Annotated in this window: 26 protein-coding genes and 1 riboswitch; of the genes, 17 read left to right on the forward strand and 9 right to left on the reverse strand. The window is 70.7% G+C overall.

Annotation, left to right across the window (positions count from 1 at the left end; translation table 11 throughout):
- Nucleotides 1–96: 96 nt before the first annotated feature.
- Nucleotides 97–564 carry a C40 family peptidase gene (locus RM1_RS20135; RefSeq protein ID WP_072753520.1) on the reverse strand — a complete coding sequence of 156 codons (468 nt, stop codon included), beginning with the start codon at nt 562–564 and terminating at the stop codon, nt 97–99.
- A 238-nt stretch (nt 565–802) separates the two neighbouring features.
- Between RM1_RS20135 and RM1_RS20140 the strand changes: the two genes are divergently transcribed.
- Both RM1_RS20140 and fgd read left to right on the forward strand, forming a co-directional pair.
- Complete coding sequence (locus RM1_RS20140) at nt 803–1,144, forward strand: YidH family protein (protein WP_072753483.1); 342 nt, start codon at nt 803–805, stop codon at nt 1,142–1,144.
- Nucleotides 1,145–1,245: 101 nt separating this feature from the next.
- Complete coding sequence (gene fgd, locus RM1_RS20145; RefSeq protein WP_072753484.1) at nt 1,246–2,253, forward strand: glucose-6-phosphate dehydrogenase (coenzyme-F420); 1,008 nt, start codon at nt 1,246–1,248, stop codon at nt 2,251–2,253.
- 60 nt (nt 2,254–2,313) lie between these two features.
- Here fgd and RM1_RS20150 read toward each other — a convergent pair whose 3' ends face one another.
- The gene (locus RM1_RS20150) at nt 2,314–2,922 is read right to left on the reverse strand and encodes a VOC family protein (RefSeq protein WP_072753485.1); all 609 of its coding nucleotides are present in this window, start codon (nt 2,920–2,922) and stop codon (nt 2,314–2,316) included.
- 212 nt (nt 2,923–3,134) lie between these two features.
- Between RM1_RS20150 and RM1_RS20155 the strand changes: the two genes are divergently transcribed.
- Entirely contained in the window at nt 3,135–3,737 is a 603-nt protein-coding gene (locus RM1_RS20155) for a suppressor of fused domain protein (protein WP_072753486.1), read from the forward strand.
- Here the strand turns inward: RM1_RS20155 and RM1_RS20160 are convergent.
- Complete coding sequence (locus RM1_RS20160; RefSeq protein ID WP_072753487.1) at nt 3,668–4,621, reverse strand: LysR family transcriptional regulator; 954 nt, start codon at nt 4,619–4,621, stop codon at nt 3,668–3,670. The two genes, RM1_RS20155 and RM1_RS20160, sit on opposite strands and share 70 nt — an antisense overlap.
- Nucleotides 4,622–4,737: 116 nt before the next feature.
- Between RM1_RS20160 and RM1_RS20165 the strand changes: the two genes are divergently transcribed.
- Nucleotides 4,738–5,097: a YybH family protein gene (locus RM1_RS20165; protein ID WP_072753488.1), complete on the forward strand. Its 360-nt coding sequence runs from the start codon at nt 4,738–4,740 to the stop codon at nt 5,095–5,097.
- Between the two features lie 18 nt (nt 5,098–5,115).
- Here RM1_RS20165 and RM1_RS20170 read toward each other — a convergent pair whose 3' ends face one another.
- Together RM1_RS20170 and RM1_RS20175 are read right to left on the reverse strand one after the other, a co-directional pair.
- The gene (locus tag RM1_RS20170; protein WP_143069497.1) at nt 5,116–5,721 is read right to left on the reverse strand and encodes a hypothetical protein; all 606 of its coding nucleotides are present in this window, start codon (nt 5,719–5,721) and stop codon (nt 5,116–5,118) included.
- Nucleotides 5,708–6,499, reverse strand: a complete 792-nt coding sequence (locus tag RM1_RS20175) for a hypothetical protein (RefSeq protein ID WP_143069496.1) — start codon at nt 6,497–6,499, stop codon at nt 5,708–5,710. The genes RM1_RS20170 and RM1_RS20175 overlap by 14 nt, the downstream gene beginning before the upstream one ends.
- A gap of 164 nt (nt 6,500–6,663) precedes the next feature.
- On the opposite strand from RM1_RS20175, the gene pta reads away from it, so the two are divergent.
- The 3 genes from pta to RM1_RS20190 all read left to right on the forward strand — a co-directional run bounded on the left by pta (nt 6,664) and on the right by RM1_RS20190 (nt 10,645).
- On the forward strand, nt 6,664–8,760 hold the full coding sequence (gene pta / locus RM1_RS20180; RefSeq protein ID WP_072753491.1) for a phosphate acetyltransferase: 2,097 nt from the start codon (nt 6,664–6,666) through the stop codon (nt 8,758–8,760).
- Nucleotides 8,757–9,974 (forward strand): acetate kinase, encoded by a 1,218-nt coding sequence (locus RM1_RS20185; RefSeq protein ID WP_072753492.1) that lies wholly within the window; start codon nt 8,757–8,759, stop codon nt 9,972–9,974. Before pta ends, RM1_RS20185 begins: the two co-directional genes overlap by 4 nt.
- A gap of 74 nt (nt 9,975–10,048) precedes the next feature.
- Entirely contained in the window at nt 10,049–10,645 is a 597-nt protein-coding gene (locus RM1_RS20190; protein WP_072753493.1) for a dihydrofolate reductase family protein, read from the forward strand.
- A gap of 48 nt (nt 10,646–10,693) precedes the next feature.
- Here RM1_RS20190 and RM1_RS20195 read toward each other — a convergent pair whose 3' ends face one another.
- From RM1_RS20195 to RM1_RS20205, 3 genes are all read right to left on the reverse strand, one after another.
- A complete protein-coding gene (locus RM1_RS20195; RefSeq protein ID WP_174562980.1) occupies nt 10,694–13,066 on the reverse strand; it encodes a serine/threonine-protein kinase in 2,373 nt (790 codons plus the stop codon).
- Between the two features lie 11 nt (nt 13,067–13,077).
- A complete protein-coding gene (locus RM1_RS20200) occupies nt 13,078–14,031 on the reverse strand; it encodes a glutamate ABC transporter substrate-binding protein (RefSeq protein WP_072753521.1) in 954 nt (317 codons plus the stop codon).
- Between the two features lie 68 nt (nt 14,032–14,099).
- Entirely contained in the window at nt 14,100–15,455 is a 1,356-nt protein-coding gene (locus tag RM1_RS20205; protein ID WP_245816505.1) for a GlnX family signal transduction membrane protein, read from the reverse strand.
- 169 nt (nt 15,456–15,624) lie between these two features.
- On the opposite strand from RM1_RS20205, the gene RM1_RS20210 reads away from it, so the two are divergent.
- Entirely contained in the window at nt 15,625–16,524 is a 900-nt protein-coding gene (locus RM1_RS20210) for an NUDIX hydrolase (protein ID WP_072753495.1), read from the forward strand.
- A 16-nt stretch (nt 16,525–16,540) separates the two neighbouring features.
- Here the strand turns inward: RM1_RS20210 and thiE are convergent, their stop codons facing one another.
- Nucleotides 16,541–17,248 (reverse strand): thiamine phosphate synthase, encoded by a 708-nt coding sequence (gene thiE / locus RM1_RS20215; protein WP_072753496.1) that lies wholly within the window; start codon nt 17,246–17,248, stop codon nt 16,541–16,543.
- Nucleotides 17,249–17,274: 26 nt separating this feature from the next.
- A riboswitch (TPP riboswitch) is annotated at nt 17,275–17,385 on the forward strand.
- Here thiE and thiO point away from each other — a divergent pair.
- From thiO to RM1_RS20260, 9 genes are all read left to right on the forward strand, one after another.
- Nucleotides 17,382–18,449, forward strand: coding sequence for a glycine oxidase ThiO (gene thiO / locus RM1_RS20220; protein WP_072753497.1), 1,068 nt, complete (start codon nt 17,382–17,384; stop codon nt 18,447–18,449). (Overlaps the previous riboswitch by 4 nt.)
- A 7-nt stretch (nt 18,450–18,456) precedes the next feature.
- Nucleotides 18,457–18,675, forward strand: coding sequence for a sulfur carrier protein ThiS (gene thiS, locus RM1_RS20225; RefSeq protein ID WP_027501293.1), 219 nt, complete (start codon nt 18,457–18,459; stop codon nt 18,673–18,675).
- Entirely contained in the window at nt 18,668–19,438 is a 771-nt protein-coding gene (locus RM1_RS20230; RefSeq protein WP_072753498.1) for a thiazole synthase, read from the forward strand. Before thiS ends, RM1_RS20230 begins: the two co-directional genes overlap by 8 nt.
- A 12-nt stretch (nt 19,439–19,450) precedes the next feature.
- Entirely contained in the window at nt 19,451–20,131 is a 681-nt protein-coding gene (locus tag RM1_RS20235) for a hypothetical protein (RefSeq protein WP_143069495.1), read from the forward strand.
- A 132-nt stretch (nt 20,132–20,263) separates the two neighbouring features.
- A complete protein-coding gene (locus tag RM1_RS20240; protein ID WP_072753500.1) occupies nt 20,264–21,208 on the forward strand; it encodes an ABC transporter ATP-binding protein in 945 nt (314 codons plus the stop codon).
- On the forward strand, nt 21,208–22,002 hold the full coding sequence (locus RM1_RS20245; RefSeq protein ID WP_072753501.1) for an ABC transporter permease: 795 nt from the start codon (nt 21,208–21,210) through the stop codon (nt 22,000–22,002). Before RM1_RS20240 ends, RM1_RS20245 begins: the two co-directional genes overlap by 1 nt.
- A 105-nt stretch (nt 22,003–22,107) precedes the next feature.
- A complete protein-coding gene (locus RM1_RS20250) occupies nt 22,108–23,589 on the forward strand; it encodes a M28 family peptidase (protein WP_072753502.1) in 1,482 nt (493 codons plus the stop codon).
- A 159-nt stretch (nt 23,590–23,748) separates the two neighbouring features.
- Nucleotides 23,749–24,519, forward strand: coding sequence for an adenylate/guanylate cyclase domain-containing protein (locus RM1_RS20255; protein ID WP_072753523.1), 771 nt, complete (start codon nt 23,749–23,751; stop codon nt 24,517–24,519).
- Between the two features lie 47 nt (nt 24,520–24,566).
- Nucleotides 24,567–24,746, forward strand: coding sequence for a hypothetical protein (locus tag RM1_RS20260; protein WP_027501286.1), 180 nt, complete (start codon nt 24,567–24,569; stop codon nt 24,744–24,746).
- Nucleotides 24,747–24,758 lie beyond the last annotated feature (12 nt).

Genomic DNA, 24,758 nt, shown 5'->3' on the forward strand with positions numbered 1-24,758 from the left:
GGTAGGTCCAGCCGGTGTTCCGCTCGTCGGTGGTCACGGGTCAATTGTGACCCGTGACCACCCCTTGCTCGCCGGTGCCCTCGTCTCGGAGGGTCGTCAGAATCGGCGGACCTGGTTGATCGGGGGCAGTTCGGACAACGGGGTGAGCCCGATCGGCACGCCTGCCCCGTAGGCGTTGAAGACCTGCCCGAAGCCCGCGTAGATGCCGACGTGGTCGTTCGCGGCGCGGAAGGTGATGATGTCGCCGGGGGCCATCGCCCATGCGGGGACGGGGTTGCCTGCCCACGCCTGCTGCTGGCTGACCCGTGGCAGCTGCACCCCGGCCTGCCGGAACGCCCACTGGGTCAGGCCCGAGCAGTCCCAGGCGTTGGGGCCGGTGCCGCCCCAGAGGTAGGGCTTGCCGGTTTGGGTGGTGGCCGCGGCCAGTGCGATGAGGCCGGCGGGGCTCGAGATGGGCAGGGCGAACTCGGAGCTGCCCGCGCTCCCCGAGCTGCCTGCACTCCCCGAGCTGCCCGGCTGGGCAAGGGCAGGGGCGACGGGCAAGGTCGCGAGGCAGGCCGCCAGCGCGGTGCCGGCGAGTGCGCGGCGTAGGTATTTCCCGGATCTGCCGTTCGTTGTCGTTCGGGTCACGGAAATGTCCTCCTCGGTGGTGCACCTGGGAATGGATCTCTGAAACCTTGGATCACAGAACAGTCGCGGTGTGTTACAGATCACTGCTCATTGTGGCCCACAACGCGACAGGGTGGGGCGCGAACCGGCGCGGATTCGCCGCCGGTGCCTCGGCCGATGCGAAGATCACCCCGTGGCGGAAATCGAGCGGCCCGACGAGCGGTTCACCCTGGCGAGCGAACGGACCTTCCTGGCGTGGATGCGGACCTCGCTCGGGTTCCTGGCCGGTGGCATCGCGATGGTCCACCTGGTGCCCGACTTCAGCACCGGGTGGGTGCGGACCCTGCTCGGGCTCATCCTGATCCTGCTGGCGGTGGCCGCCTCGCTGGTCGGGATGCGGCGCTGGCTGCAGGTCCGGCACGCGCTCGAGCGCGGTGCGCCGATGCCCGAGGCCAGGGAGCTGTGGCTGTTCGCGGTCGCGGTGTCGCTGGTTGCGGGGTTCACCGCGGTGGTGACGGTGATCGGGGCGCTCTGAGCGGGCAACGCCGAGGCGAACCCGACCCCCCGTGGCGGGCCGAGAATGTCCCGTGCATAGTGAGTCTCGGTTGTGACGGGTAGCACTCGCTAGGAGGAACGGTGGCTCTCAAGCTCGGGTACAAGGCTTCTGCGGAGCAGTTCGGGCCGCGCGAGTTGGTGGAACTCGCCGTGCTTGCCGAGGCGCACGGCCTCGACAGCGCGACGGTGAGCGATCACTTCCAGCCGTGGCGGCACAACGGCGGACACGCGCCGTTCTCGCTCGCATGGATGACCGCCGTCGGCGAGCGCACCACCACCCTGCAGTTGGGCACCTCGGTGATGACCCCGACCTTCCGCTACAACCCGGCCGTCGTGGCGCAGGCATTCGCGACGATGGGCTGCCTGTACCCGGGACGCATCATGCTCGGCGTCGGCACCGGTGAGGCCCTCAACGAGATCGCCACCGGCTACCAGGGCGAGTGGCCGGAGTTCAAGGAGCGGTTCGCGCGGCTGCGCGAGTCGGTGCAGTTGATGCGTCAGCTGTGGACCGGCGAGCGGGTCGACTTCGAGGGCGAGTACTACCGCACCGCGGGCGCCTCGATCTACGACGTCCCCGAGGGTGGCATCCCCGTCTACATCGCGGCAGGCGGTCCGGTGGTCGCCCGGTACGCGGGCCGTGCTGGTGACGGCTTCATCTGCACCTCGGGCAAGGGCATGGACCTCTACACCGAGAAGCTGATGCCCGCCGTCGCCGAGGGTGCGGAGAAGGTCGGCCGCACGACCGCGGACATCGACCGGATGATCGAGATCAAGATCTCCTACGACACGGATCCGGAGCTGGCACTGGAGAACACCCGGTTCTGGGCGCCGCTGTCGTTGACCGCCGAGCAGAAGCACTCCATCGAGGACCCGATCGAGATGGAGGCGGCCGCGGACGCGCTGCCGATCGAGCAGGTCGCCAAGCGGTGGATCGTCGCCTCCGATCCGGACGAGGCGGTCGAGCAGGTCAAGCAGTACGTGGACGCAGGCCTGAACCACCTGGTCTTCCACGCCCCCGGCCACGACCAGCGCCGCTTCCTCGAGCTGTTCGAGCGCGACCTGGCGCCGCGGCTGCGTGCGCTCGGCTGAGTCGGTCTGACGCCTTGCCGCCTGCCACTGGATGCAGTGGCAGGCGGCCTGCGTTTGTGGTCAGGCCCGTTCCCAGGCGAAGCCGTCGGGGTCGGTGAAGGTTCCGGCGTCACTGCCGATGGCGATTCGGTGCGATCCGGTGCCATCCGGGGAGACGCCTGCATCCTTGGCCGCGGCACGGCGTCCGTAGAGCGCCAGTCGGACGGGCGATCCGGGGGTGGCGAACTCGACGTACTTGCTGCCGAAGCTCTTCGCCACGGACAGCCCGCGGTCGACGTAGGCCTGCTTGCTCGCCTTGACATTCTCGACGCCCAGCAACAGCACGACGTCGTCGACCTCACGGGTGACAGGGCCGGTGTCCTTTTTCTGCGACGTCGCGATCTTCCAGATCGCGCCGTCGGGGGCCTGGACCACGCCGCCGTACCCCCAGAAGCTCTTCTTCGCCGGCTTCAGCTCCGTGAAGCCGGCGTCGAGTGCGGTGCCGACGAGGCTGTCGACGGTGCTCGGCTGGCCCACCACGAGTGACATGACGAATCCGCGAAAGCCGGTGGTCGGTGCTTCGGAGGCGCGGACCCGCACCCTGTCGCCCAAGCCGAAGGCGGCGGTGTAGGAGGCCTCGGCGGCAGTGGGGTCGGAGACTTCGAGGGTGATGAGGTCGATGGAGGTCATGGCTGTTCCTTCGGTGAGATGGTCGGCGGTCGGAGCCGATGCGGATGTCGTGGGGGTGAATCGGACGTGCCATCACCATCTCCCGCGGCGGGTGCCGTGCACATCCGTGGCGACCACGGAACCGTCCACTGATCGGGGCACGGATCGGCTTGCGCTCGTCCGGTAGCGTCCGGGCCGACCGGCCTCCGGGCGGCGCACTAGGCTTGCCCGTCATGGATGCCAGCGACGAGGTCATGGAAGCCGCACGCCGGATCGGGGCGGTGTTCGGCGGGCTGCCGCAGGTGCTGCGATTCCGGGCCGCGGTCGACGCGGACGCCGACGGCGAGACCCCGGACGAGGTGTCGATCGCCGTCGGGGACGGTTGCCCCGGGCCCGGTTACGCCTCGTACGCGACGCTGGACATGTCCCGTTTCCCGACGAATGTCACCACCGACGACGGCAGGCCGATCCGCACCGAACTGGTCACGGTCGGTCGCGCCGACTACCGGGCGCTGGCCGACGTGCTCGCGCAGTGTGCCTTCGCGGTGGCGTCCGGGTCGTTCCACCTGACGCCGAACTGCATCATCCCGAATGCGATCCGCGAGGTGGACCCGGAGCGGACCATGAAGCACCTGCTCTTGGTCGTGCCGTTCATCTGGCCGGACCTGGAGATCCTGGTCGACACCGAGGAGAGCGTCGACACCTGGCTGCAGGCGGTGCCGATCAGCGACAGTGAGCTCGAGTTCTCGTCCGCCAACGGGACCGATCAGCTGTTCCGGCGGCTCGAGGCGGCAGGCGCGGACGTGTCGGACATCGATCGCGCGTCGGTGCTCTGACGTGTAGGCAGGGTCAGCCGGGCGTGCCCGATCAGCGCAGCCGCCGCCGAACTGGCCGGGCCGTCCGAGCGCCAGGCGAGCGCGATGCGGCCGTGCAGCCCCGGCCGGGTGATGGTGACGGCCCGCAGTGCGCTCGCGTGCGCGGCCGCGACCGTCGTCGGCAGGACGGCCACCCCGAGCCCGCGCGCCGCCAGCCGTGCCAGGACGTTCGGGTCGCTCGCCTCGAACGCGACGCGGGGCGTGAATCCCGCTCGGGCGCAGGCGGTGTCGAGGGCAGTGCGGAGGCCGGTGCCGCGGGGCAGGGCGATCAGTTCGCGGTCGCACAGCGCCTCGAGGGTGATGGTGTCGCGGGCGGCCAACGGGTCGTCCGGCGGTGCCGCGGCGACGAACGGCTCGTCCACGAGGACGTGAACGGACACCCCCGGTGGCGGCGGTCCGGCCAGCCCGACGAGCGCGACGTCGAGCCGTCCCTCGCGCAGCGCGCCGAGTAGCCGCTCGGAGGTGTCCTCCGAGAGGGAGATGCCGACGCCGGGATGCTCGGCGTGGAAGCCGGCCAGCATGTCCGCGACGGTGACCGTCGGGCCCGCGGTGACCATCCCGACAGAAACGTGCCCGCGAATCAGTCCGGCCAGCTCGTCGACGGCGGCGCGCGCCCCCGCCACGGCGGCAAGGGCCGCCCTGGCGTACGGGAGCACCGCCTCGCCCGCGGGGGTCGGCCGGACGGTGCGGCCCGAGCGGTCAAGCAATTCCTGTCCCAGTTCGCGTTCGAGCCGGCGGATCTGCGCGCTGACGCCCGGCTGGGCGACGTGCACCCGCTCCGCCGCCCGGGTGAAATTTGCCTCCTCGACCACCGCGACGAAGTACTCCAGTTGGCGAAGTTCCATAACCAAAGATTCTAGCTACGAGACAAACCAGTTCTTGGACTTATTGCCGTGGTCCTCGCAGGATGGAGTGGTCAGGCACACCAGCTCCGTGCGGAGCGAGCAAGAGGGAGAACGCGATGACCGCAGTACGCGAAAAGGCAACCACTCCAGAGGATCTGGCCCGGATGTTTGTCGAACGAGCCAACTTGGGTGACGCGGCCGGGGTTGCCGAGCTGTACGAGCCCGACGCCGTGCTGGCCTTCCCGCCCGGTAGTGAGACCGTGGGCCGGGACGCGATCCGCACCGTCATCGAGCAGCTCCTGGCGAACCGGCCGCACTTCGAGGTCGAGGAGCCGATGCCGACGGTGCGCAGTGGTGACCTGGCGATGACCTCCACGCGGCCCGCGGACGACACCGGCGGTCGGGTGCAGGTGGTCCGGCGGCAGCCGGACGGGAGCTGGTTGCGGGTCCTGGACCGACCGGAGTCCCGCGGCTGAGTCGCTCACCGGCGACGGTCAGGCGCGTGGATCGACCGGAATCACGACCGGTGGCCGCAGCTCGCGCCGCACCGAGTACTCGGCCTCCCCGTGCAGCAGCTTCTCGCCGCCGGGGACGGACAGATCCACGGACACCGCTCCGGCCTCACAGTCGACGGAATCGATCGCCCCGAGCCGCACCGCGACCGCCGTCTCGCACATGCCGAACGCGATCCGCAGGTCGAATCCGACCCTGGCGACCTCGGTGCCGTCGATGAGCAGCGCCACCTCCGGCCGGTGCTCGGAGATGACGCGGTAGGGATCGACCAGCATCACCACCTCCTCGCGACCGGGCGCGGCAGCGGTGACGCGCGCGGCCTCGGCGAGGGCCCGGTACTTCTTCAGGCCGGCCAACAGCAGGGGGCAGGGGTCCTGATCGAGAAATCGCAACGCGGTGCTCAGGATGCGGCTGTCGATCAGCCGCAGCGCCGAGCGAGGCACCGCGCGCGTGGTGGTCACCCGGACCGGGGTCATCCCGGTCGGCGGCAGGTGTGGCTTCATGCGCGAGGTCAGGGCGACGTCGGACTGCTGCCCGAACACCGTGGCGCGCAGGGTCGATCTGGTCACGATCTCAGTTCTGGTCACGGTCCTTCTCCTCGATGAACTGGTGGCCGGCGTCTTCCCTTGGCTCGAGGCGCACGGAATGACCGTGCATCTGGCCCGGCGGCGGTTCGACCGCGACGACGGGAGGCGCCGGCCTCGGCTGGGTGTGCACGTGCTCGGTCGGCCACCGCCTTGCCCGTCGGGCCCGCACCGTTGCCCCTGCGCCCGCGGCCGCGGCGACGGAGGTCAGCCCCGCCAGGGCGATCAGGGCGACCGGTGGGGAGCCAGCGGGGCCGGGTGTGCCGCCCTCGTCGGTGGTCGGGATCGGCCGACCGACGGAGCTCGACGGACCCGGATCGGGTGTGTGCGTCGGGCGTGGATCCGGTTGCTTCGCGGTCGCGGTTGCTCCGGCCGACGCACCGGTCGGGCCCGGTGGGAGCGTTGACGCACCGTGCTGCGAGCCGGACTCGTCGGTGTCGTCGGTGCGCGGCGAGGTCTCCGTGGCGCCAGGCGGGTCCGTCGTCTCGGTGTCCGTCCACGGGGGCGGGGTCGGGATCGTCGCAACAGGGGGCGTCCACGTGGGAATGGTGGGGTTCGGTGCAGTGGGCAACTGGGGAATGGTCGGGATCGGCGGCAGAGAGGGGAGCTTGAAGTCGCCTTGCCCGGGCAGGTCGGGGTCCGGCAATTCGGGGACGGCTCGCACGAGCGGCGCCGCCGACTGCTGTGGCGCCGCTTCGGCACCCGGTGCGGACAGGCCCAGCGCCAGCGTGACGACCACGCCGGCGAGCACGGACACCATCGACCGGGATGTAGTTCGCATCGACACTCATCCCCTGCGGCCAGATCACACGATCCGGCCTGAGAACGACATTGCCACCGTGCGCACGGCCGGGCACGAGTAGCCGACTACCCGAATCCGGCGCGCCCGATGCGAGTGGCTGTGGCCGTCGGCGGACGGCGATCCGCACCACTAGGGTGGACGCCATGGCATCCGCGGAGTCGGCAGTCTCGAGCATCTACATCGCCTCCCCAGAGGGCGACACCGGGAAATCGACCATCGCGCTCGGCGTGCTGCAGATGCTCAGCGGCTCGGCTGCTCGGGTGGGGGTGTTCCGGCCGATCGCGCGCTCCACCGACGAGCCGGACTACATCCTGGAGCTGCTGCTCGACCACACGTCCGCGGATCTCGGCTATGAGCAGTGCCTCGGTGTCACCTACGAGCAGGTACACGCCGACCCGGAGCTGGCGCTCAGCGAGATCGTCTCGCGCTACCACGATGTCGCGGAACAGTGCGACGCCGTGGTGATCATCGGCAGCGATTACACGGACGTCGCCAGCCCGAGCGAGCTGAGCTACAACGCCCGGATCGCGGTGAACCTGGATGCGCCGGTGCTGCTCGCACTGCGCGGGTCGGGCCGGACCCCCGACGAGGTGTTGCAGCTGGCCCAGATCTGCGCGGCCGAGCTGCGCGCCCAGCACGCGCACCTGGTCGGCATCGTCGCGAACCGCTGCGACCCCGCCCGGCTCGCCGAGGTGACCACGGCGCTGGAGCCGATGGCGGTGCCCGCCTGGAGCCTGCCCGAGATCCCGTTGCTGGTCGCGCCGACCATGGGTGAGCTGCTGACGGCGGTCGACGGCGAGCTGTACAGCGGGGATCCCGAGCTGCTGCAGCGGGAGGCGCTGCGCGTGATGGTCGGCGGGATGACCGCCGAGCACATCCTCGAGCGGCTCTCGGAGGGCGTGGTGGTGATTGCCCCGGGCGATCGATCCGACGTGCTGCTCGCGATGGTCAATGCCCATGAGGCGGAAGGTTTTCCGTCGCTCGCCGGGATCATCATGAACGGCGGCATCGCCCCGCACCCCGCCATCGCGAAGCTCGTCGCGGGCCTCAAGCCGCGGTTGCCGATCCTCACCACCGACCTCGGGACATTCGACACCGCCAGCGCCGCCGCGCAGGCAAGGGGACGTGTCGGGGTCGGCTCGCAGCGCAAGGTGGACACCGCGCTGAGCCTGATGGAGCAGCGCGTGAACGCGGCCGACCTGCTGGCCCGCCTGGAGGTCGCCAGGCCAGAGGTGGTGACCCCGCAGATGTTCGAGTACCAGTTGATCGAGCGGGCCAGGGCGGATCGCAAGCACATCGTGCTGCCGGAGGGGGACGACGACCGGATCCTGCGGGCCGCCGGACGGTTGTTGCAGCGCAAAGTCGCCGACCTGACCATCCTGGGCGAGGAGGGCCCGGTGCGCAGGCGCGCCGCGGAACTCGGCGTCGACCTGAGCGCGGCCACCGTGCTCGACCCGACGAACTGCGAGTACACCGACGAGTTCGCGCAGGAATACGCGCGACTGCGGGCGCACAAGGGGATGACCCTCGAACGTGCCCGCGAGGTGATGGCCGACATCTCCTATTTCGGAACGATGATGGTGCAGTTGGGGATCGCGGACGGCATGGTCTCCGGTGCCGCGCACACCACCGCCCACACGATCCGGCCGTCGTTCGAGATCATCAAGACCGCGCCTGGCGTCTCGACCGTCTCGAGCATCTTCCTGATGTGCCTGGCCGATCGGGTGCTGGCCTACGGGGACTGCGCGGTCGTGCCGGACCCGACCTCGGAGCAGTTGGCGGACATCGCGATCTCCTCCTCCCAGACCGCAGCCCAGTTCGGCATCGATCCGCTGATCGCGATGCTGTCGTACTCGACCGGCGACTCGGGCTCCGGCGCTGAGGTGGACAAGGTCCGCGAGGCGACCGTCCTGGTCCGCGAACGGCGCCCGGACCTGTTGGTGGAGGGGCCGATCCAGTACGACGCGGCGATCGAGCCGACGGTGGCGAGCACGAAGCTGCCCGACTCGAAAGTGGCGGGCAGGGCGACGGTGTTCGTGTTCCCCGACCTGAACACCGGGAACAACACGTACAAGGCGGTGCAGCGCAGCGCGGGGGCCGTCGCGGTCGGCCCGGTCCTGCAGGGCCTGAGGAAACCGGTCAATGACCTGTCCCGCGGTGCGCTGGTCCAGGACATCGTCAACACGGTCGCCATCACGGCGATCCAGGCGCAGGGCGTCGCCGAAGGGAGCCGGCAGTGAACGGTCCGGTGCTGGTCATCAATTCGGGTTCGTCCTCGATCAAGTACCAGCTGATCGACGCGGACGGCGGCGAGGCCATCGCCTCGGGGCTCGTCGAGCGGATCGGTGAGCCGGACGGCGTCATCGGGCACCGGTATCGCGGCGCCGACAGCGAGCATCGTGGTCCGATCGCCGACCATGCCGAGGGCCTGCGGCTGGCCTTCGCGATGTTCGCGGAGGCGGGCATGGACCTGGCGTCGGCCGGCATCGCCGCGGTCGGTCACCGCGTGGTGCACGGCGGCGAGGTGTTCTACCGGCCGACGCGTATCACCGCCGACGTCGTTGCCGAGATCTCGCGGTTGTCCGCCCTTGCCCCGCTGCACAATCCGGCGAACGTGGTGGGCATCGAGAGTGCGATGCGGGTATTCCCCGACGTCCCGCACGTCGCGGTCTTCGACACCGCTTTCTTCCACACGCTGCCGGCGGAGGCCAGGACCTACGCCATCGACGCAGCGGTCGCGGCGGCACACGGGGTGCGCCGCTACGGATTCCACGGCACCTCGCACGAGTACGTCTCCGGCCGGGTGGCCGAGGTGCTCGGCAGGGACAACGCCGAGCTCAACCAGATCGTGCTGCACCTGGGCAACGGGGCCTCGGCCTCGGCGATCGCAGGCGGTAGGGCGATGGACACCTCGATGGGTCTGACCCCGCTCGAGGGTCTGGTGATGGGCACCCGCAGCGGCGACATCGACCCGGGGATCGTGATGCACCTGCGGCGCAGCGCGGACCTGGACGTCGACGCCATCGACGACCTGCTCAACCGCGGGTCCGGGCTCAAGGGCCTGTGCGGGGTCAACGACTTCCGCGAGCTGCGCCGTCTCATCGATGGCGGGGACGGGGCGGCCCGGCTCGCCTACGACGTCTACATCCACCGGCTGCGCAAGTACATCGGGGCGTACCTGGTGACGCTGGGCAGGGTCGACACCATCGCCTTCACGGCCGGGGTGGGGGAGAACGCGGTCGAGGTGCGTGCCGACGCACTCGCCGGTCTGGAGGCGCTCGGAATCGAGATCGATCTCGACCGCAATGCGGCGAAAGACCGTGCCGCCCGGGTGATCTCGACGGACTCTTCGCGGGTCACCGTGCTCGTGGTGCCGACCAACGAGGAGTTGGCCATCGCGAGGGCCGCGCGCCGGTTCGCCCCGGATGGCGAGGGCGACGGGCCGCAGCGATGATTTTCGGGCGGCTCTAGGGTCTACATTCCCGAAGCCCGTCAGACACGGAGAACAACGGAAGAGGAGCGAGTCCCATGCGCATCGTTATCAGCGAGTTCATCAGCTTGGACGGCGTCGTGCAGGCACCGGGTGGACCCGAGGAGGACACCGACGGCGGTTTCGCCCACGGCGGCTGGACCCACCCGTTCTTCGACCCGGAGGTGGTGGGCGGTGCGTTCGATGATGCGCTGAGCAAGGCCGAGGCCCTGCTGTTCGGGCGCCGCACGTGGCAGACGATGGCGGGGGCGTGGCCCGAGCGAGCCGGTGACCCGTTCGCCGACAAGATGAACGCCATCGCGAAGTACGTCGTGTCCGACACGCTGGGCGATGACGAGCTGACGTGGGAGAACACCACGCGGATCTCCGGCGACGAGGCCGTTGCCCGCATCCGGGAGCTGCGCGAGACCGAGGGCGGCGACCTGGTGGTCATGGGCAGCCCCACCCTGGTGCGGACCCTTCTGCAGGAGGGCCTGGTCGACGAGCTCCGGCTCATGGTCATGCCGGTGCTCCTCGGCGGCGGGAAGACGATCTTCCCCGACGGCGGCAAGCTGAACACCCTCGAGCTGGTCTCCACCGTCATCAGCAGTGCGGGTGTGCACGTCTGCACCTACCGGCCGGTCACCGAGGCCTAGATCCGCGGCGGTCCCCGTCCGACCGGGCGGGGACCGTGCGCTGCCGGCTCAGACCAGGCTCTTGGGCCGGATCGAATTGGCCAGGTCCACGAGTGCGTATCGGTGCCTGCGGTCCTCGGCGTTGCGCGCGAGGGCCCGCAGCCCGGCCTCGGTGCCTGCGCGCAGTCCCCGCTCGGTGAAGGCCACCCCGAGGATCGGTTCCTGTTCGGATTTCGCGACGTGGCCGAGCAGCACCCAGTCCAGCGCGGTGCCGAGCACAAGCGTGCGCATCTGCAGCGCCCGACCCTCGTTGGGCGGCAACGCGTTCACCCGGCGCGCTGCCTCCCGGATCGCGGTCTCGCCGATCTCCTCGATGGGCGCGCCCGAGAGCAGCGTGAGCACCGAGGTCATCCGGGCGACGCTGAAGTGTCGCGAGCTCGGCGGCACCTGATCGAGGGCCGCGATCGCACCGCTGGTGTCACCCCGGTCGGCCAGCTGCCTGGCGAGCCCGAAGGCGGCGCTGACCATGCTGCGGTCCGTGCGCCACACCGTTCGGTAGTACTTCTCGGCGAACCCGCGCCACTGTTCGGGCTGGTCGGTGTCCCAGTGCTGGAGAATGAGTTCCGCGGTGGCGGCCAACGCCAGCTTCGGGGCCATCTCGCCGGGCAGCGCCTCGAGGACGGACTCGAACTGGCTCATCGCCTGCTCGTACTCCGCGCCGAGCAGGGAGGCCATCCCGCTGTACCAGTCGACCCTCCAGTTCGATCCCTTTGCCGCATTGAGAGAACCGAGCACCCGTGACGCCTCGGTCGCATCGCCGAGGTCGAGATGGGCCTTCGCCTCCGCCAGTGCGATCTCGGCGGTGAACCCCGGGCGGCCGTCCACCGTTCGCTCGAGCCCGTTCGCCCTGGCGTGACGGATGGCGTCCAGGGTCTGATCCGGTTCCGCGTGCACGGCGGCGGCCAGCAGGGCGGCGCTCGGGTCGGACGGGTTGATCAGCGGAACGGCGAGCGCGGCCGTGATGTCGCGCCCCGACATGGTCGGCTCGTGCCTGCGGCCGTCGACATAGACATCGGTCTGCCGCACCGCCTCGTCGGTACCGAAGGTGGTGCGCTGCGGGCTGAACAGTTCGGAGAGCCCGGGCCGCTCCTCGTCGGTCTGCTGCGCCAGGATCTCGCGGAGCACCCCGGTGAGCTGGCTGGCCATCTCCTCGGCGGAGCGGAACCGTTGGTCGGGATCGGCCGCGGTCGCCCTCAGCAGCAACCGACGGAAGGACTCGTACTCCCCGAGCAGCGGTGCCTGCTCGGGGCCGGGCACTCCGTCGAGGTATTTGCCTTTGGCGGAGGGCATCTGGAGGCAGAGCACGGCGAGGGTCCGGCCGACCGTGTAGATGTCGGAGGCGACTGTCGGACCGGTCCTGAGAATCTCCGGCGCCTGGTAGCCGGGAGTGCCGTAGAGGTAGCCGTAGTCCTCGATGCCCGCGACGGCACCGAGGTCGATCAGCTTGAGCTGATCGTCGGTGATCATGATGTTCTCCGGCTTGAGGTCGTTGTAGACCAGACCAACCGAATGCAGGTACTCGAGCGCGGGCAGGATCTCGAGCACGTACGCGATGGCCTGTTCGACCGGAATCCGTTCCGGCCGTTTGTGAGTGCTGAGTACGTCGCGGAGCGAATGCCCGGCGACGTACTCCATGACGATGTACCCCATCGGGCTGCCGTCGGGCCGCGGATGCTCGACGAAGTTGTAGATCTTCACGATGCTCGGGTGCGCCACCTCTGCGAGGAACTGCCGCTCGGCGAGCGCGACGGCCTGCGCCTCGGCGTCCCCGAAATGCAGCAGGCCCTTGAGTACCACCCAGCGGTCGCTGACATTGCGGTCGATCGCGAGGTAGATCCAGCCGAGACCGCCGTGCGCGATGCACCCCTGCACCTCGTACTGGCCGCCGACCAGATCGCCGGGACCGAGCAGCGGAGTGAAGTCGAAGATGGTGCCGCAGGAGGGACAGGTGCCCGCGGACGCCGCTGCGTCGGAGGGACCCTTGCGGCCGACAGGCTTCCCACATTTCCAGCAGAACCGTTTCTTCTCCGGCACGACGGGGTCGACCATCATCGCGTTGGTGGGCTCGACGGCGGTGACCGGCGGGACCTCGACCAGGCCGCCGCCGAGGCGGCGGCGCACGCTGGTCCGCGACCGTTGCGAGCGACTCCCGCGCCCGGTGGTGCGGGCGGGAGCTGACGATTCCGGGGCCGTCGCCTGGGTGCGGCCGGTGGCTTCCGGTGCGGAGGCCTGGGTGCGGTCGGAGATTTCCGGTGCGGAGGCCTGGGTGCGGCCGGACGGTTCCGGCATCGAGGCCTGGGTCCGTTCGGACCGCTCGGTCGATGCGGACGGCGGCTCCGGGACCGACGGCTCCGGACCCGGATCTCCTTGCGTTCCAGCCATTGTCTCCGCTTTCAGTCCAGGTAGTGCGGGACCGGTGGGCCCGGCGACGGCCCGAGTACTCTCAGCCACCGATCGTAGATCCGATTCCAGGTGCCGTCCCGTCGCATCCGCTCCAGGCTGCCGTTGACCATCCGCACCAGGTCGTCGTCCGACTTGTTGATCCCGATCCCGTACGGCTCCGAGCTCAGGCTCTCGCCCACGATCTCCAGGTACGGGTCCTGGGCCGCGAGGCCGGCCAGGATCGAGTCGTCGGTGCTCACCGCGTCGACCTGGCGCTGCTGCAACACCACCAGGCAGTCGCCCCAGTTCGGGACCGTGACGACCGTCGCCTCGGGCTGCACCTGCTGGATCCGATCGACGGAGGTGGTGCCCTCGGCCGCACAGACGCGCCTGCCCGCCAGGTCGGCTGCGCCGCCGATGCCGGACCCCTTGACCGCCAGCACCCGCTGCTGGGCCTGGAAGTACACCGTGGAGAAGTCCACCTTCTCGCGGCGTTCGCAGGTGATCGTCATCGTCTTGACCACCGCGTCGACCGTGCTGTTCATCAGCGCCGGGATGCGGCCCGCGGAGGGCAGGATCCGGAACTCCACCCGGTTCGGGTCGCCGAGCAGGTCGCGTGCCAGTTCGCGCGCGATGTCCGCGTCGAAGCCCTCGATGGCGCCCGTCGCCGGATCGCGGAAGCTGAACAGATTGCTGCCGGTGTCGAGCCCGACGATGAGCCTGCCCCTGGCACGGATCTCGGCGAGGGAGGCGGTCGGCGGGGGCTCGGGCGAAACGTCGGGGAAGGGACGCAGGCTCGCGGTGGGGTCCCCGCAGCTCGCCTCGTTCGTCGGAGGTCCCGTCGGCGGCGGCGCGATCGTTGCTCCCTCGGGGAGGGGAGGTTCGGTGTAGCCGCCCGTGTTCGCGACGATGCCCGGCTCGGCCTGCGTGCAGCCGGCCGTGATCAGCGACGCGGCCACGAGCAGGGCGGCCCCGGTGGTCCGCCACCTCGGTCCCGTCGGGCGCCGCTCGGCCGACGCGGATGCGGGTCTCGTCACTGGTACTCCCGAAGCCGTGGCCACAGGCCGACCCCGACGCCTGCCGCCGCAACGGCGGAGAGCACGAGCGCCCCGGAGCCGAGGCCGCGCAGGGTCGAGTGGGCGCGGTTGACATCGGCGCGCAGCTCGCCGCGGGTCGCGATGATGGCGTCGTCGAGCGCGGCGTCGGCCCGGGCGAAGTGTGCCGTCGAGTCCTCCGCGCCGGGGCCGGTGACCACGGCCGCGGCCGAACCCCAGTCGCCGTTGTCGAGCAGGTTCTGCACCCGCTGGTGCGCGACGGACCAGTTCTTCCCGGCCTCGGCGGCCTCGTCGACCAGATCGGTGGCCACCTTCACGCGGCCGTCGTTCGGATAGCCGGCCAGGATCTCCTCGAGGCGCGTCAGGTGCGTGCCGAACGCCGCCGCATAGCCGCCCTTCACGTCGCGGCGCACCAGGCCGAGGGTCTCGTCGGCCCGTGCCTGCTGCGCGAGGATGCGCCCGGTGGTCAGCTGCATCAGCGGGCGGGCGCCCTGCTCGAGGGCCCTGCCGGTCGACGTCGAGGAGATCAGCCCGGCGATCAGCAGCCACCCAAGCAGCGCCGCCATCGCGGCGGCGGACAGGATCAGACCCGGGTTCAGCAGCCGCCTGGTCCATCCGGCGAGCAGGACCAGGCCGACCACGAGGGCGATCAGCGACAGCAGGAGCAGGCCGATCGCCAGCCAGGGCGGGGTGGCGAACTCGTCCTGGTTCTGCACAACGGCCTCCGCCTGCTGGCCGTGCAACTCCTCGGCGATCGGGAGCAGGGTCGTCTGCATCATGGACGAGGCCTCGCGCAGGTACGCGGTGCCGACGGGGTAGCCGCTGCGGTTGTAGGAACGGGCCGTCTCGATCAGGCCCGTGTAGACCGGCAGCCCGGTGGACAGCTCGGTGAGCAGCCGCTGACCTTCGGCGTTCGTCTCGATGATGCCGCTTGCCGCACCGATCAGGTCGGCGGCCGCCTCGCCGATCGACTGGGTGTACCGGTCGCGCACCGCGACCGGTTCGATGCCACCGAAGATGAACGCGGTGGTGGCGGCGGCGTCCGCGATCGAGAGCGAGCTGTAGAGGTTCTGGGTGGCGTTCGCCTGGGGCTCGACCTGGTTGAGCAGCGTGTCGAGGGTGCGCTGCCGGTCCGCTACCTGGATCGCGGCGACGGTGCCCGCGACCAGCGCCAGCACGATCAGCGCGGTCCCGAGCGCGAGCAGCCTGGCGGGAGTCGTCCTGAGGAACTCGGACAGACGGCTGTATCGGCCCTGGGTATCGGAGGGCCCGCCGGCCCGCGGCGCGAGATCATCGCCGAGCGGTTCCGTCGACGGTGCTTCCCGAACGGCCACCACGCACCCTTCCCAGCTGGCCCGGATGCCAGTCAAGGGGGAGCATATAAGCAGTAACTGAGCTTTGTTGTGCGTGACTGGCCTAAGTTCGGTCGAGAACGAGTTGACGAGGCGCGAGGGACCGCGTGGGGTGCGACGTGGCCGGATGTGGGGCAGGTGAACGAAGTCGATGCGCGGTGACGGGGACGGCTGGGCCAAGAGCGAAGACGGAATTCGGCATTGGGGCAAGTTCGGCGCGGCGGGGCTGCTGCTGCGCGCGCCCGCGGCCGACGGAACCCCGACCGTGCTCCTGCAGCACCGCGCCCAGTGGAGTCATCAGGGCGGCACCTGGGCGCTGCCCGGCGGGGCCCGCGACAGCCACGAGTCGACGGTGCACGCGGCCGTCCGCGAGGCGGAGGAGGAGGCCGGTATCCCCGGCGGCGAACTGCGGGTCCGTGCCGAGCGGGTGACCGCGCGCGCCAGCAGCGGCTGGAGCTACACCACGGTGATCGCCGACGCGGCCGGACCGCTCACGACGGTGCCGAACGGTGAGAGCACGGAACTGCGCTGGGTGCCCGAGGACCAGGTGTCGGGATTGCTGCTGCACCCGGGTTTCGCGGCGAGCTGGCCGCAGTTGCGGAGCACGCCGGTCCGGCTGCTGCTGGACACCGCGAACGTGCTGGGATCGAGGCCGAACGGCTGGTGGCGGGATCGGGCGGGGGCGACGGGGGAGCTGCTCGCCGCGCTGGCCGCGACCCTGCCCCGCACCATCGAGCTGCCGGACGGCGGATTCGGCTGGCTGCCGCGGATCGAGGCGGTCCTCGAGGGTCAGGCGCGCACCGTCGGCGCGGTGGACGCCCGGGTTCCCGTGCACGTCGCCGCGGGCAGCGGGGACGACGAGCTGGCCTTGTTGGCCGGTGCGGGCACGGAGCTGGCGATGGCCGCGGGCGGCGGCGTCGGGCACCCGGCCTTCGGGGGCGTCGACGAACACCTGACCGCCGTGGTCACCGCGGACCGTGGGCTGCGCGAGCGCCTGCCGGAGACGGTCGTGCAGCTGTCGCCCTCGAGCGTGCTGGGGTGGCTGGACTGAATCCCCGCCGCGCCGGCTAGCGGCGGGCGGCGTTGCGGGCCAGGGTGTCGGCCAGCGAACGGGCCGCCGCCTGCGGGTCGCGCGCCTCGGTGATCGCACGCACCACCACGATGCGCTCGGCCCCGGCGTCGAGGATCTCGGGCAGCCGCTCCTCGTCGATGCCGCCGATCGCGAACCACGGGCGGGTCGGGTGCGAGTCGGCGGTCGAGCGGACCAGGTCGATGCCCGAGGCGGTCCGGCCCGGCTTGGTCGGGGTGGCCCACACCGGCCCGGTGCAGAAGTAGTCGACGTCGTCCTCGATGGAGGCGAGCTGTGCCTGCGCGCGGCTGTGCGTCGAGCGGCCGATCACCACGTTGGGCCCGAGGATCCGGCGGGCGTAGTGCACCGGCAGGTCGCCCTGGCCCAGGTGCAGGACGTCGGCGCCCGCGGCCAGCGCCAGGTCGGCGCGGTCGTTCACGGCGAGCAGCGCGCCGTGCCTGCGGGCGGCCGCGCCGAGCTCGGCCAGCGCGCCCAGCTCCTCCTGGGTCTCCATCGGGCCGAGCTTCTGCTCGCCCGCCGACCCCTTGTCGCGAAGCTGGATGATGTCGACGCCGCCGGACAGCGCGGCCTCGGCGAACTTCGCGAGGTCGCCCTTGTCGCGTCGGGCATCGGTACAGAGATACAGACGGGCGGTGGCGAGGCGTTCTCGAGGGGTGAGGTGCCTGCCGGAATGCGAGGGGTGCACGCTCTCAACGGTAGTCTCTACGCAGAGAGAAGTGACACGGGAGTCCCGGCGAGCGCGGGGCTGAGAGGGGGCCGCGAGCCCCGACCGTCATACCTGACCCGGATCATGCCGGCGCAGGGAGTGAGGTGGAGTTGTGAGCAGATCTGTCGCGGTGATCGGCGGCGGCGCGATCGGTCTGTCGATCGCGTGGCGTGCCGCCCAGGCCGGTTGGAGCGTCACCGTCCACGATCCGGCACCCGCATCGGGGGCGTCGTGGGTCGCGGGCGGGATGCTGGCACCGCTGTCGGAGGGCTGGCCGGGCGAGGACGCGGTCCTGCAGGTCGGGGCCGCGTCGCTGGCCCGCTGGCCCGACTTCGGCGCCGAGCTCGAGACGCTCTCCGGCGAGACGCTGTTCACCTCCCATGGCTCGCTCACCGTCGCGCTCGACGCGGCCGACGCCGCGGACCTGCGGACCGTGGCCGAGTGGATCGCAGGCCAGGGCTACGAGCTGGAACTGCTCTCGCGCGCGCAGATCCGGGCCGCCCAGCCGTCGCTGGCCCCGAACATCCGGCTGGCCCTGCTCGCGGCCACCGAGTCCGCCGTCGACAACCGCGCGCTGATCGCGGCGCTGCGGTCGGCCTGCACCCGGTCGGGGGTCGAGTTCGTCGCCGAGGCGGTCACCGACCCCGCCGCGGTCGCCGCCGACCAGGTGGTGGTGTCCGCCGGTACCGCGTCCGCGCGATTGTGGCCAGGGCTGCCGGTCCGGCCGGTCAAGGGCGAGATCTTGCGGCTGCACCGCAGGCCGGGGGTGGCGCCCGCCCCGACGATGACCATCCGCGGCAGCGTGCACGGGCGGCCGGTGTACCTGGTGCCGCGCGGCGACGGCCTGGTGGTCGGCGCGACCCAGCACGAGTCGGGGGAGGACACCCAGGTCACCGTCGCCGGGGTCCGCGACCTGATCGCCGATGCGCAGACGCTGATGCCGAGCATCGGGGAGTACGAGCTGCACGAGTGCGCCGCCGGACTGCGCCCGATGAGCCCCGACAACCTGCCGATCATCGGCCGGGTCTCGGACCGGGTGGTGCTGGCCACCGGGCACGGACGCAACGGCGTGCTGCTGACCCCGCTGACCGCGGACGCGGTGGTCGCCGAGCTCGACGGCGCACCCTTGGCGGAGGCGAAGAGCGCCTCCCCGGAACGATTCACCTTCAACGATGAGTGAGGATTCGATGACGAACACACCGGTGAACATCGGGATCACCGTCAACGGCGAGGACCATCAGCTGTCCGAGCCGCTGACCGTGGCCCAGCTGCTGGAGCACCTCGGCCTGCCCAGCAAGGGCATCGCGGTCGCGGTGGACGGCGCGGTGTTCCCGCGGGCGTCCTGGGACACCCCGGTCGGCAAGGGCTGGGAGATCGAGATCCTGACGGCGGTGCAGGGTGGCTGACCCGCTCACCGCCGACCGTCTGACCATCGCCGGTCGCAGCTTCGGCTCCCGGCTGATCATGGGGACCGGCGGCGCGGCGAACCTCGCGGTGCTGGAGGAGGCGCTCGTCGCGTCCGGCACCGAGCTGACCACCGTGGCGATGCGGCGCGTCGACGCGGCGGGCGGCACCGGGGTGCTCGACCTGCTGCGCAAGCTGGACATCGCCCCGCTGCCAAACACCGCCGGCTGCCGCGGCGCCGCCGAGGCGGTGCTCACCGCGCAGCTCGGCCGGGAGGCGCTGGAGACCGACTGGGTGAAGCTGGAGGTCATCGCCGACGAGCGCACCCTTCTGCCCGATGCCATCGAATTGGTTTCCGCAGCGGAACAACTCGTCGACGACGGCTTCACCGTGCTGCCGTACACCACCGACGACCCGGTGCTGGCCCGGCGGCTCGAGGACGCCGGGTGCGCGGCGGTGATGCCGCTCGGCGCGCCGATCGGTACCGGCCTCGGCATCTCGAACCCGCACAACATCGAGATGATCGTGGCGGCCGCAGGGGTCCCGGTGATCCTCGACGCGGGCATCGGCACCGCGAGCGACGCCGCACTGGCCATGGAGCTCGGCTGCGACGCGGTTCTCCTCGCGACCGCGGTGACCAGGGCCAAGGTGCCGGCACTGATGGCGTCGGCGATGGCGTCCGCGGTGACCGCCGGGTACCTGGCCCGCCGCGCCGGACGGATCCCGAAGCGGTTCTGGGCACAGGCGTCGTCGCCCGACCTCTAGGAGGCGATCACAGTGTCGACTGCGGCCGGTGAATTGACGCGCCGGCTGTGCCGCATCGAGACCGCGCCCGGCTCGGACGCCGAGGTCGCGGACCGGATGCTGCGTCCGTCGGGCCTCTCGCTCCACAGCACCGTCGTCCAGCTCATCTGCAGCGCTCTCGACCATCTGGACCTGGCAGGCCGGGGCACCGACCCGCACGAGTTCGCACACCCGACCCTGATCCGCTCAGCCGTCACGACCGCGGCGACCGCGCTGTGGCTCATGGCCGGCCCGATCGACGAACAGTGCTATCGCACATTGCAGTTCGGCTACCGTGACCAGGTATACCGCCGCCAGTACCTGGTGACGAGCCGGGCCGGATTGCGGGAGTGCGCCGCCGCCGACGCGCGAGGTGCGGAGCTGTTGGCCGCCGCCAGGACTGTGCGGCCCGGCCTGAGCGAGCGCAGCTTCCGAACCATCGACTCGGACAGCTTCATCGTCGCCCAGGCGGGCCTGCTCATGCGGCCGGATGCGCTCGGCGGCCCCGACCCGGCGACGGAGGTGCCCACCCAGTGGAACCTTCTCAGCGCCTATGCGCACGGCCGGAACTGGTCGACCGTCGAGAAGGGCGACCAGATGGACAGCGCCGAGGTCGCACTGGCGGTGGCGGAGGCTGCGGTGGCCCGGCTCGAACAGCTCAACGTCGCGCGCTGACGCGTGGCGGGACCGGATCTCTGACCCCGACGACCGCCACGCCCTCTCAGGGTCGGGGTCATCCCTAGGTATGACAGGGGACGCGACCTGCGGGCGATGTGCGCGGGCCCGGACTGAGGAATCCTTCACGTCATGATTGAAGTGAGGGGTTTGACGAAAGAGTTCGGGCCCACGAAGGCGGTCGAAGACCTGACCTTCACGGTTCAGCCCGGCATGGTGACCGGATTCCTTGGACCGAACGGTGCAGGCAAGTCCACGACGATGCGGATGATCCTCGGCCTGGACAAGCCGACCGCGGGAACCGCGTTGATCGACGGCAAGCCGTACCACGACCTGAAGCAGCCACTCCGGACCGTCGGTGCGCTGCTGGACGCGAAGTGGGTGCACCCCAACAGGTCCGCGAAGGCCCACCTGCAGTGGATGGCGGCGTCCAACGGGATCCCGATGTCCCGCGTCGACGAGGTGCTGCGGCTGGTCGGCCTGACCGAGGTCGCGGGCAAGAAGGCCGGCGGGTTCTCGCTCGGCATGTCGCAGCGGCTCGGACTGGCGGCCACCCTGCTCGGTGACCCGAAGGTCCTGCTGTTCGACGAGCCGGTCAACGGGCTCGACCCCGAGGGCATCGTCTGGATCCGAAAGTTCATGCAGCGCTTGGCTGCTGAGGGGCGCACGGTGCTGGTGTCCAGCCACCTGCTCTCCGAGATGGCGCTGACCGCCGAGCACCTCGTGGTGATCGGCCGGGGACGGTTGATCGCCGACACCACCGTCAAGCAGTTCGTCGACCGCTCGTCTGAATCGACCGTACGGGTGCGCAGCCCCCAGCTGGACGCGCTGCGCAGCGCGCTGACCTCGCATGGGCTCACGGTCCGCGAGGACGGCACCTCCGAGCTCGGCGGCGCGCTCATCGTGCTCGAGGCGACCACCGACGTCGTCGGCCAGATCGCAGGCGGCCAGGGCATCGTCTTGCACGAGTTGGCCGCCCAGCAGGGGTCCCTGGAGGACGCCTTCATGAAACTGACGGGGGACGATGTGCAGTACCACGCTGCAGGCGTCGACGACGTGATGGGAGGGGCGCTCTGATGGGTGTCGTGAACGCAGAACGGATCAAGCTCACCTCGACCCGGTCGCCGTGGTGGTGCACCGTCGCGATCATCGCGCTCGGCCTCGGCCTGGCCGCGGTGATCGGGCTGAGCGCCAAGGCCAGCTACAACGCCTTCCTGGACGACGTCGCGAAGGGCGAGAAGCCCGACTTCGAACCCTTCCTGCCCACGCTCGCGGACGCGGTCGGCGGGGTCTCCGGGTTCGGTGTGCTGATCCTGATGATCCTGGCGGCACTCGCGGTGACCAGCGAGTACCGGTTCGGCATCATCCGCACCACCTTCCAGGCCGTGCCCAAGCGTGACTCGGTGCTGATCACGAAGGCCGGGCTGATCGGCGGCTTCGGCGCTTTGCTCACCTTCGTGCTCACCTTCGGTGCGTACGCGATCGCCAAGGCGACGGCGGGATCCGATGCGGGTGCGGCGCTGAAACTGTCCGGCGGCGACGCCTGGCGGGCGATCTACGGCGTGCCGATCTACGCCTTCCTGTGCGTGGTGCTCGCCGTCGCGGTCGGCACCCTGCTCCGGCAGTCGGCGGGTGCGATCGCGCTGCTGCTGCTCTGGCCGCTGCTGATCGAGAACCTGTTCGGCCTGTTCGGGCGGTTCGGCGAGAACATCAAGCCGTTCCTCCCCTTCATGAACGCGAACAATTTCCTCGGCGCGCCGCAGGGCGTCGATTTCCACTGGGGGCCGTGGGGCAGCCTGGTGTACTTCGCGGCCTTCGTCGCGGTGATCTTCGGACTCGCCCTGTTCACCGTGAACCGCCGCGACGCCTAGATCCCGAGCAGACGACCGTGCGCGTCCGGCACCCCACCTCGGGTACCGGGCGCGCACGGTTTCTTTTTGCGCCGTTCCGGCGCCCGTGCGCAGTACGCTCGGCAAATGCGACAGTCCATTCGGGCACGGGTCGGAGCGTCGGCGGCGGTCGTACTGGCCGGGATCGCGGTGGTGTCCGGGTGCGGCAGGGACGAACAGGAGTCGCCGCCAGCACCGCCGGTCGACGGCCAGTCGCTGGCGGCGGCCGTCGGGGGCGACGCGGTCGCCGCGCACATGGAGGCGCTCGAGCGGATCGCGACGGACAACGGGGGCAACCGGGCCGCGGGGACCGCGGGCTACGACGCCAGCGTCGACTACGTCGTGGACCGACTCCAGGAGGCGGGCTTCGAGGTGTCCACCCCCGAGTTCGACGTCGACCGCTTCATCGCCGGGCCGGTGGAACTGCGGGCGGGTGACCGTCAGTTCACCGTCAGCACCCTGGAGTACTCGCCCGCGACGCCGCCGGAGGGGATCACGGCGCGGACCCTCGCGCTGCCGGACGACGGCAGCCCCGGCTGCGAGGCGACCGACTACGACGGGCTCGATGCAGGGGGCGCGATCGTGGTGGTCCGACGCGGGGTCTGTCCCTTCTCGGAGAAGGAGCGGGTGGCCGCCGATCGCGGCGCCGTCGCCCTCGTCGTGTTCAACAACGAGGAGGGCGCGCTGGCGGGCGGCACGTTGGGGGAGGACTCGGACCCGCGGATCCCCGCCGTGAGCGTGCCGGGCTCCGAGGGGCCCGCGGCCGCGGCCGCACCGGAGTTGTCGCTGAAGCTGGAGGCGGTCACCGAGGCAACCACGAGCCGAAACGTGATCGCGCAGACCACAACCGGGTCGACGGAGAACGTGGTGTTGGTCGGCGCGCACCTGGACAGCGTCGAGAAGGGCCCGGGGATCAACGACAACGGATCCGGCTCGGCCGCGGTGCTCGAGACCGCGCTGCGGCTGGGCAGCGCCCCGAACGTGACCAATGCCGTGCGCTTCGCCTGGTGGGGCGCGGAGGAACTGGGCCTGGTCGGATCGGAGCGGTACGCCGAGGGGCTCGACGGGGGTGAACGCGAGGACATCGCGCTGTACCTGAACTTCGACATGCTCGGCTCGCGGAACGCGGGGTACTTCACCCTCGACGGCGACGATTCCGACCACGAGGGCGCCGGGCCGGGGCCGCAGGGCTCCGACGCGATCGAGCGAACCCTGGGCGGATTCCTCGCCTGGCGCGGGATCGTCGCGGACGGAACAGATTTCGACGGCCGATCCGACTACGGCCCGTTCATCGAGATGGGGATACCGTCCGGTGGGGTCGACAGCGGGGCGGACGATCGCAAGTCGGACGAGCAGGCACTGAAGTGGGGTGGCACCGCCGGCGAGACCTTCGATCCCGGCTACCACTCGCCGGAGGACACCCTGGCCAACGTCGACCGGGCGGCGCTGGCGCAGAACGCGGCGGCGGTGGCGTTCGGCGTCGGCACGTACGCGAACTCCATCGAGGGCCCGGACGGGGTTCCCGCCAGGGCGGACCGCGCGCAGGCTCGGGAGGGCGCAGGACAATGACCCGGATAGTATCTGTGACTCTGAGTTACACTTCGGCCTGTGACTGAGGACCACTCGACCTCGGGCGTCGACCCAGCCGGCGCGAGCGACCGCGACCGCGCGTCTGGGCGCTCCGCGGGCTCCGCGCCTGTGCACCGCAGCAGGCCCGAGGCCGCGGCCCTGTGGATCCGCGGGGTCAACACCCGACCCCAGGTGGTCGACGCGTTCCGCAGGATCCGCAGGGTGCTGCCGGGCGACCCGTCCTTCGGTGATCCGCTGTCCACGGCGGGGCCCGGCGGCGTACGGGCGATGGCCAGGGCGGCGGACCGGTTCCTCGACGACGGCCCCGGCGCCTCACGTGAGGTGAGCCTCGGCGCGCTCCAGGTCTGGCAGGCGCTGCTCGAGCGGACCGGCCGCGGTCGCGGCCCGCGCGAGGTGACCATCGTCTTCACCGATCTGATCGGATTCTCGAGTTGGTCGCTCGGCGCCGGGGACGAGGTGACCCTCGAGCTGCTGCGGGAGGTCGCGAAGGCGGTCGAGGCGCCGATCGTCGACCGCGGCGGCCAGGTGGTCAAGCGGATGGGCGACGGGTTGATGGCGGTCTTCGCCCGGCCGGACCGTGCCGTCGAGGCGATGTTCGCCGCCCGTGCCCAGCTCGCGGAGGTGGAGGTCGAGGGCCACCGGCCGAGGATGCGGATCGGCGTGCACACCGGGTCGCCCAGGCAGGTGGCATCGGACTGGCTTGGGGTGGACGTGAACGTGGCCGCCCGCATGATGGAGCTCGGCGGGGACGCCAATGTCATCGTCTCCGAGGCCACGCTTGCGGCACTCGAACCGGGGTTCCTCGAGGACCTCGGCGCCACGAGCAAGCCCTACCGGCGGGGGCTGTTCGCAGCCCCGATGCGCGGGGTCCCGGACGGCCTGCGCATCTTCACCCTCCAGACGCGATGAGGTCGGGGGCATTGCCACCCGTGGCGCCGTCGGCGGACACTGGATTGATGGTGGACAGGGAGCAACGCACACCCTTCTACGGGGTGGTGATGATTCTCGCGGCGCTCGGTGCGTCGATGGTGGTCAGCTATTACGGGCCGGCTTGGTTCCGCGTCACGGTCTACATCCTCGCGGTGTTGGTGGTCCTGGTCGGTGGCGTCATGACCTTCCGGGACTACTCGCGCTGACGTTGCGCTGTG

This window comes from Rhodococcus maanshanensis NBRC 100610 (assembly GCF_001894865.1).
GTDB lineage: Bacteria > Actinomycetota > Actinomycetes > Mycobacteriales > Mycobacteriaceae > Rhodococcus_G > Rhodococcus_G maanshanensis.

What these genes read in the sequence shown, in the direction of transcription:
- RM1_RS20165 (WP_072753488.1), top strand. Translation starts at nt 4,738, where the DNA reads ATGACCGCAGTACGCGAAAAGGCAACCACTCCAGAGGATCTGGCCCGG.
- RM1_RS20175 (WP_143069496.1), bottom strand. Translation starts at nt 6,499, where the DNA reads ATGCGAACTACATCCCGGTCGATGGTGTCCGTGCTCGCCGGCGTGGTC.
- thiS (WP_027501293.1), top strand. Translation starts at nt 18,457, where the DNA reads ATGACGAACACACCGGTGAACATCGGGATCACCGTCAACGGCGAGGAC.
- RM1_RS20160 (WP_072753487.1), bottom strand. Translation starts at nt 4,621, where the DNA reads ATGGAACTTCGCCAACTGGAGTACTTCGTCGCGGTGGTCGAGGAGGCA.
- RM1_RS20150 (WP_072753485.1), bottom strand. Translation starts at nt 2,922, where the DNA reads ATGACCTCCATCGACCTCATCACCCTCGAAGTCTCCGACCCCACTGCC.
- RM1_RS20155 (WP_072753486.1), top strand. Translation starts at nt 3,135, where the DNA reads ATGGATGCCAGCGACGAGGTCATGGAAGCCGCACGCCGGATCGGGGCG.
- RM1_RS20250 (WP_072753502.1), top strand. Translation starts at nt 22,108, where the DNA reads ATGCGACAGTCCATTCGGGCACGGGTCGGAGCGTCGGCGGCGGTCGTA.
- RM1_RS20190 (WP_072753493.1), top strand. Translation starts at nt 10,049, where the DNA reads ATGCGCATCGTTATCAGCGAGTTCATCAGCTTGGACGGCGTCGTGCAG.
- RM1_RS20240 (WP_072753500.1), top strand. Translation starts at nt 20,264, where the DNA reads ATGATTGAAGTGAGGGGTTTGACGAAAGAGTTCGGGCCCACGAAGGCG.
- RM1_RS20210 (WP_072753495.1), top strand. Translation starts at nt 15,625, where the DNA reads ATGCGCGGTGACGGGGACGGCTGGGCCAAGAGCGAAGACGGAATTCGG.
- RM1_RS20195 (WP_174562980.1), bottom strand. Translation starts at nt 13,066, where the DNA reads ATGGCTGGAACGCAAGGAGATCCGGGTCCGGAGCCGTCGGTCCCGGAG.
- RM1_RS20245 (WP_072753501.1), top strand. Translation starts at nt 21,208, where the DNA reads ATGGGTGTCGTGAACGCAGAACGGATCAAGCTCACCTCGACCCGGTCG.
- RM1_RS20260 (WP_027501286.1), top strand. Translation starts at nt 24,567, where the DNA reads ATGGTGGACAGGGAGCAACGCACACCCTTCTACGGGGTGGTGATGATT.
- pta (WP_072753491.1), top strand. Translation starts at nt 6,664, where the DNA reads ATGGCATCCGCGGAGTCGGCAGTCTCGAGCATCTACATCGCCTCCCCA.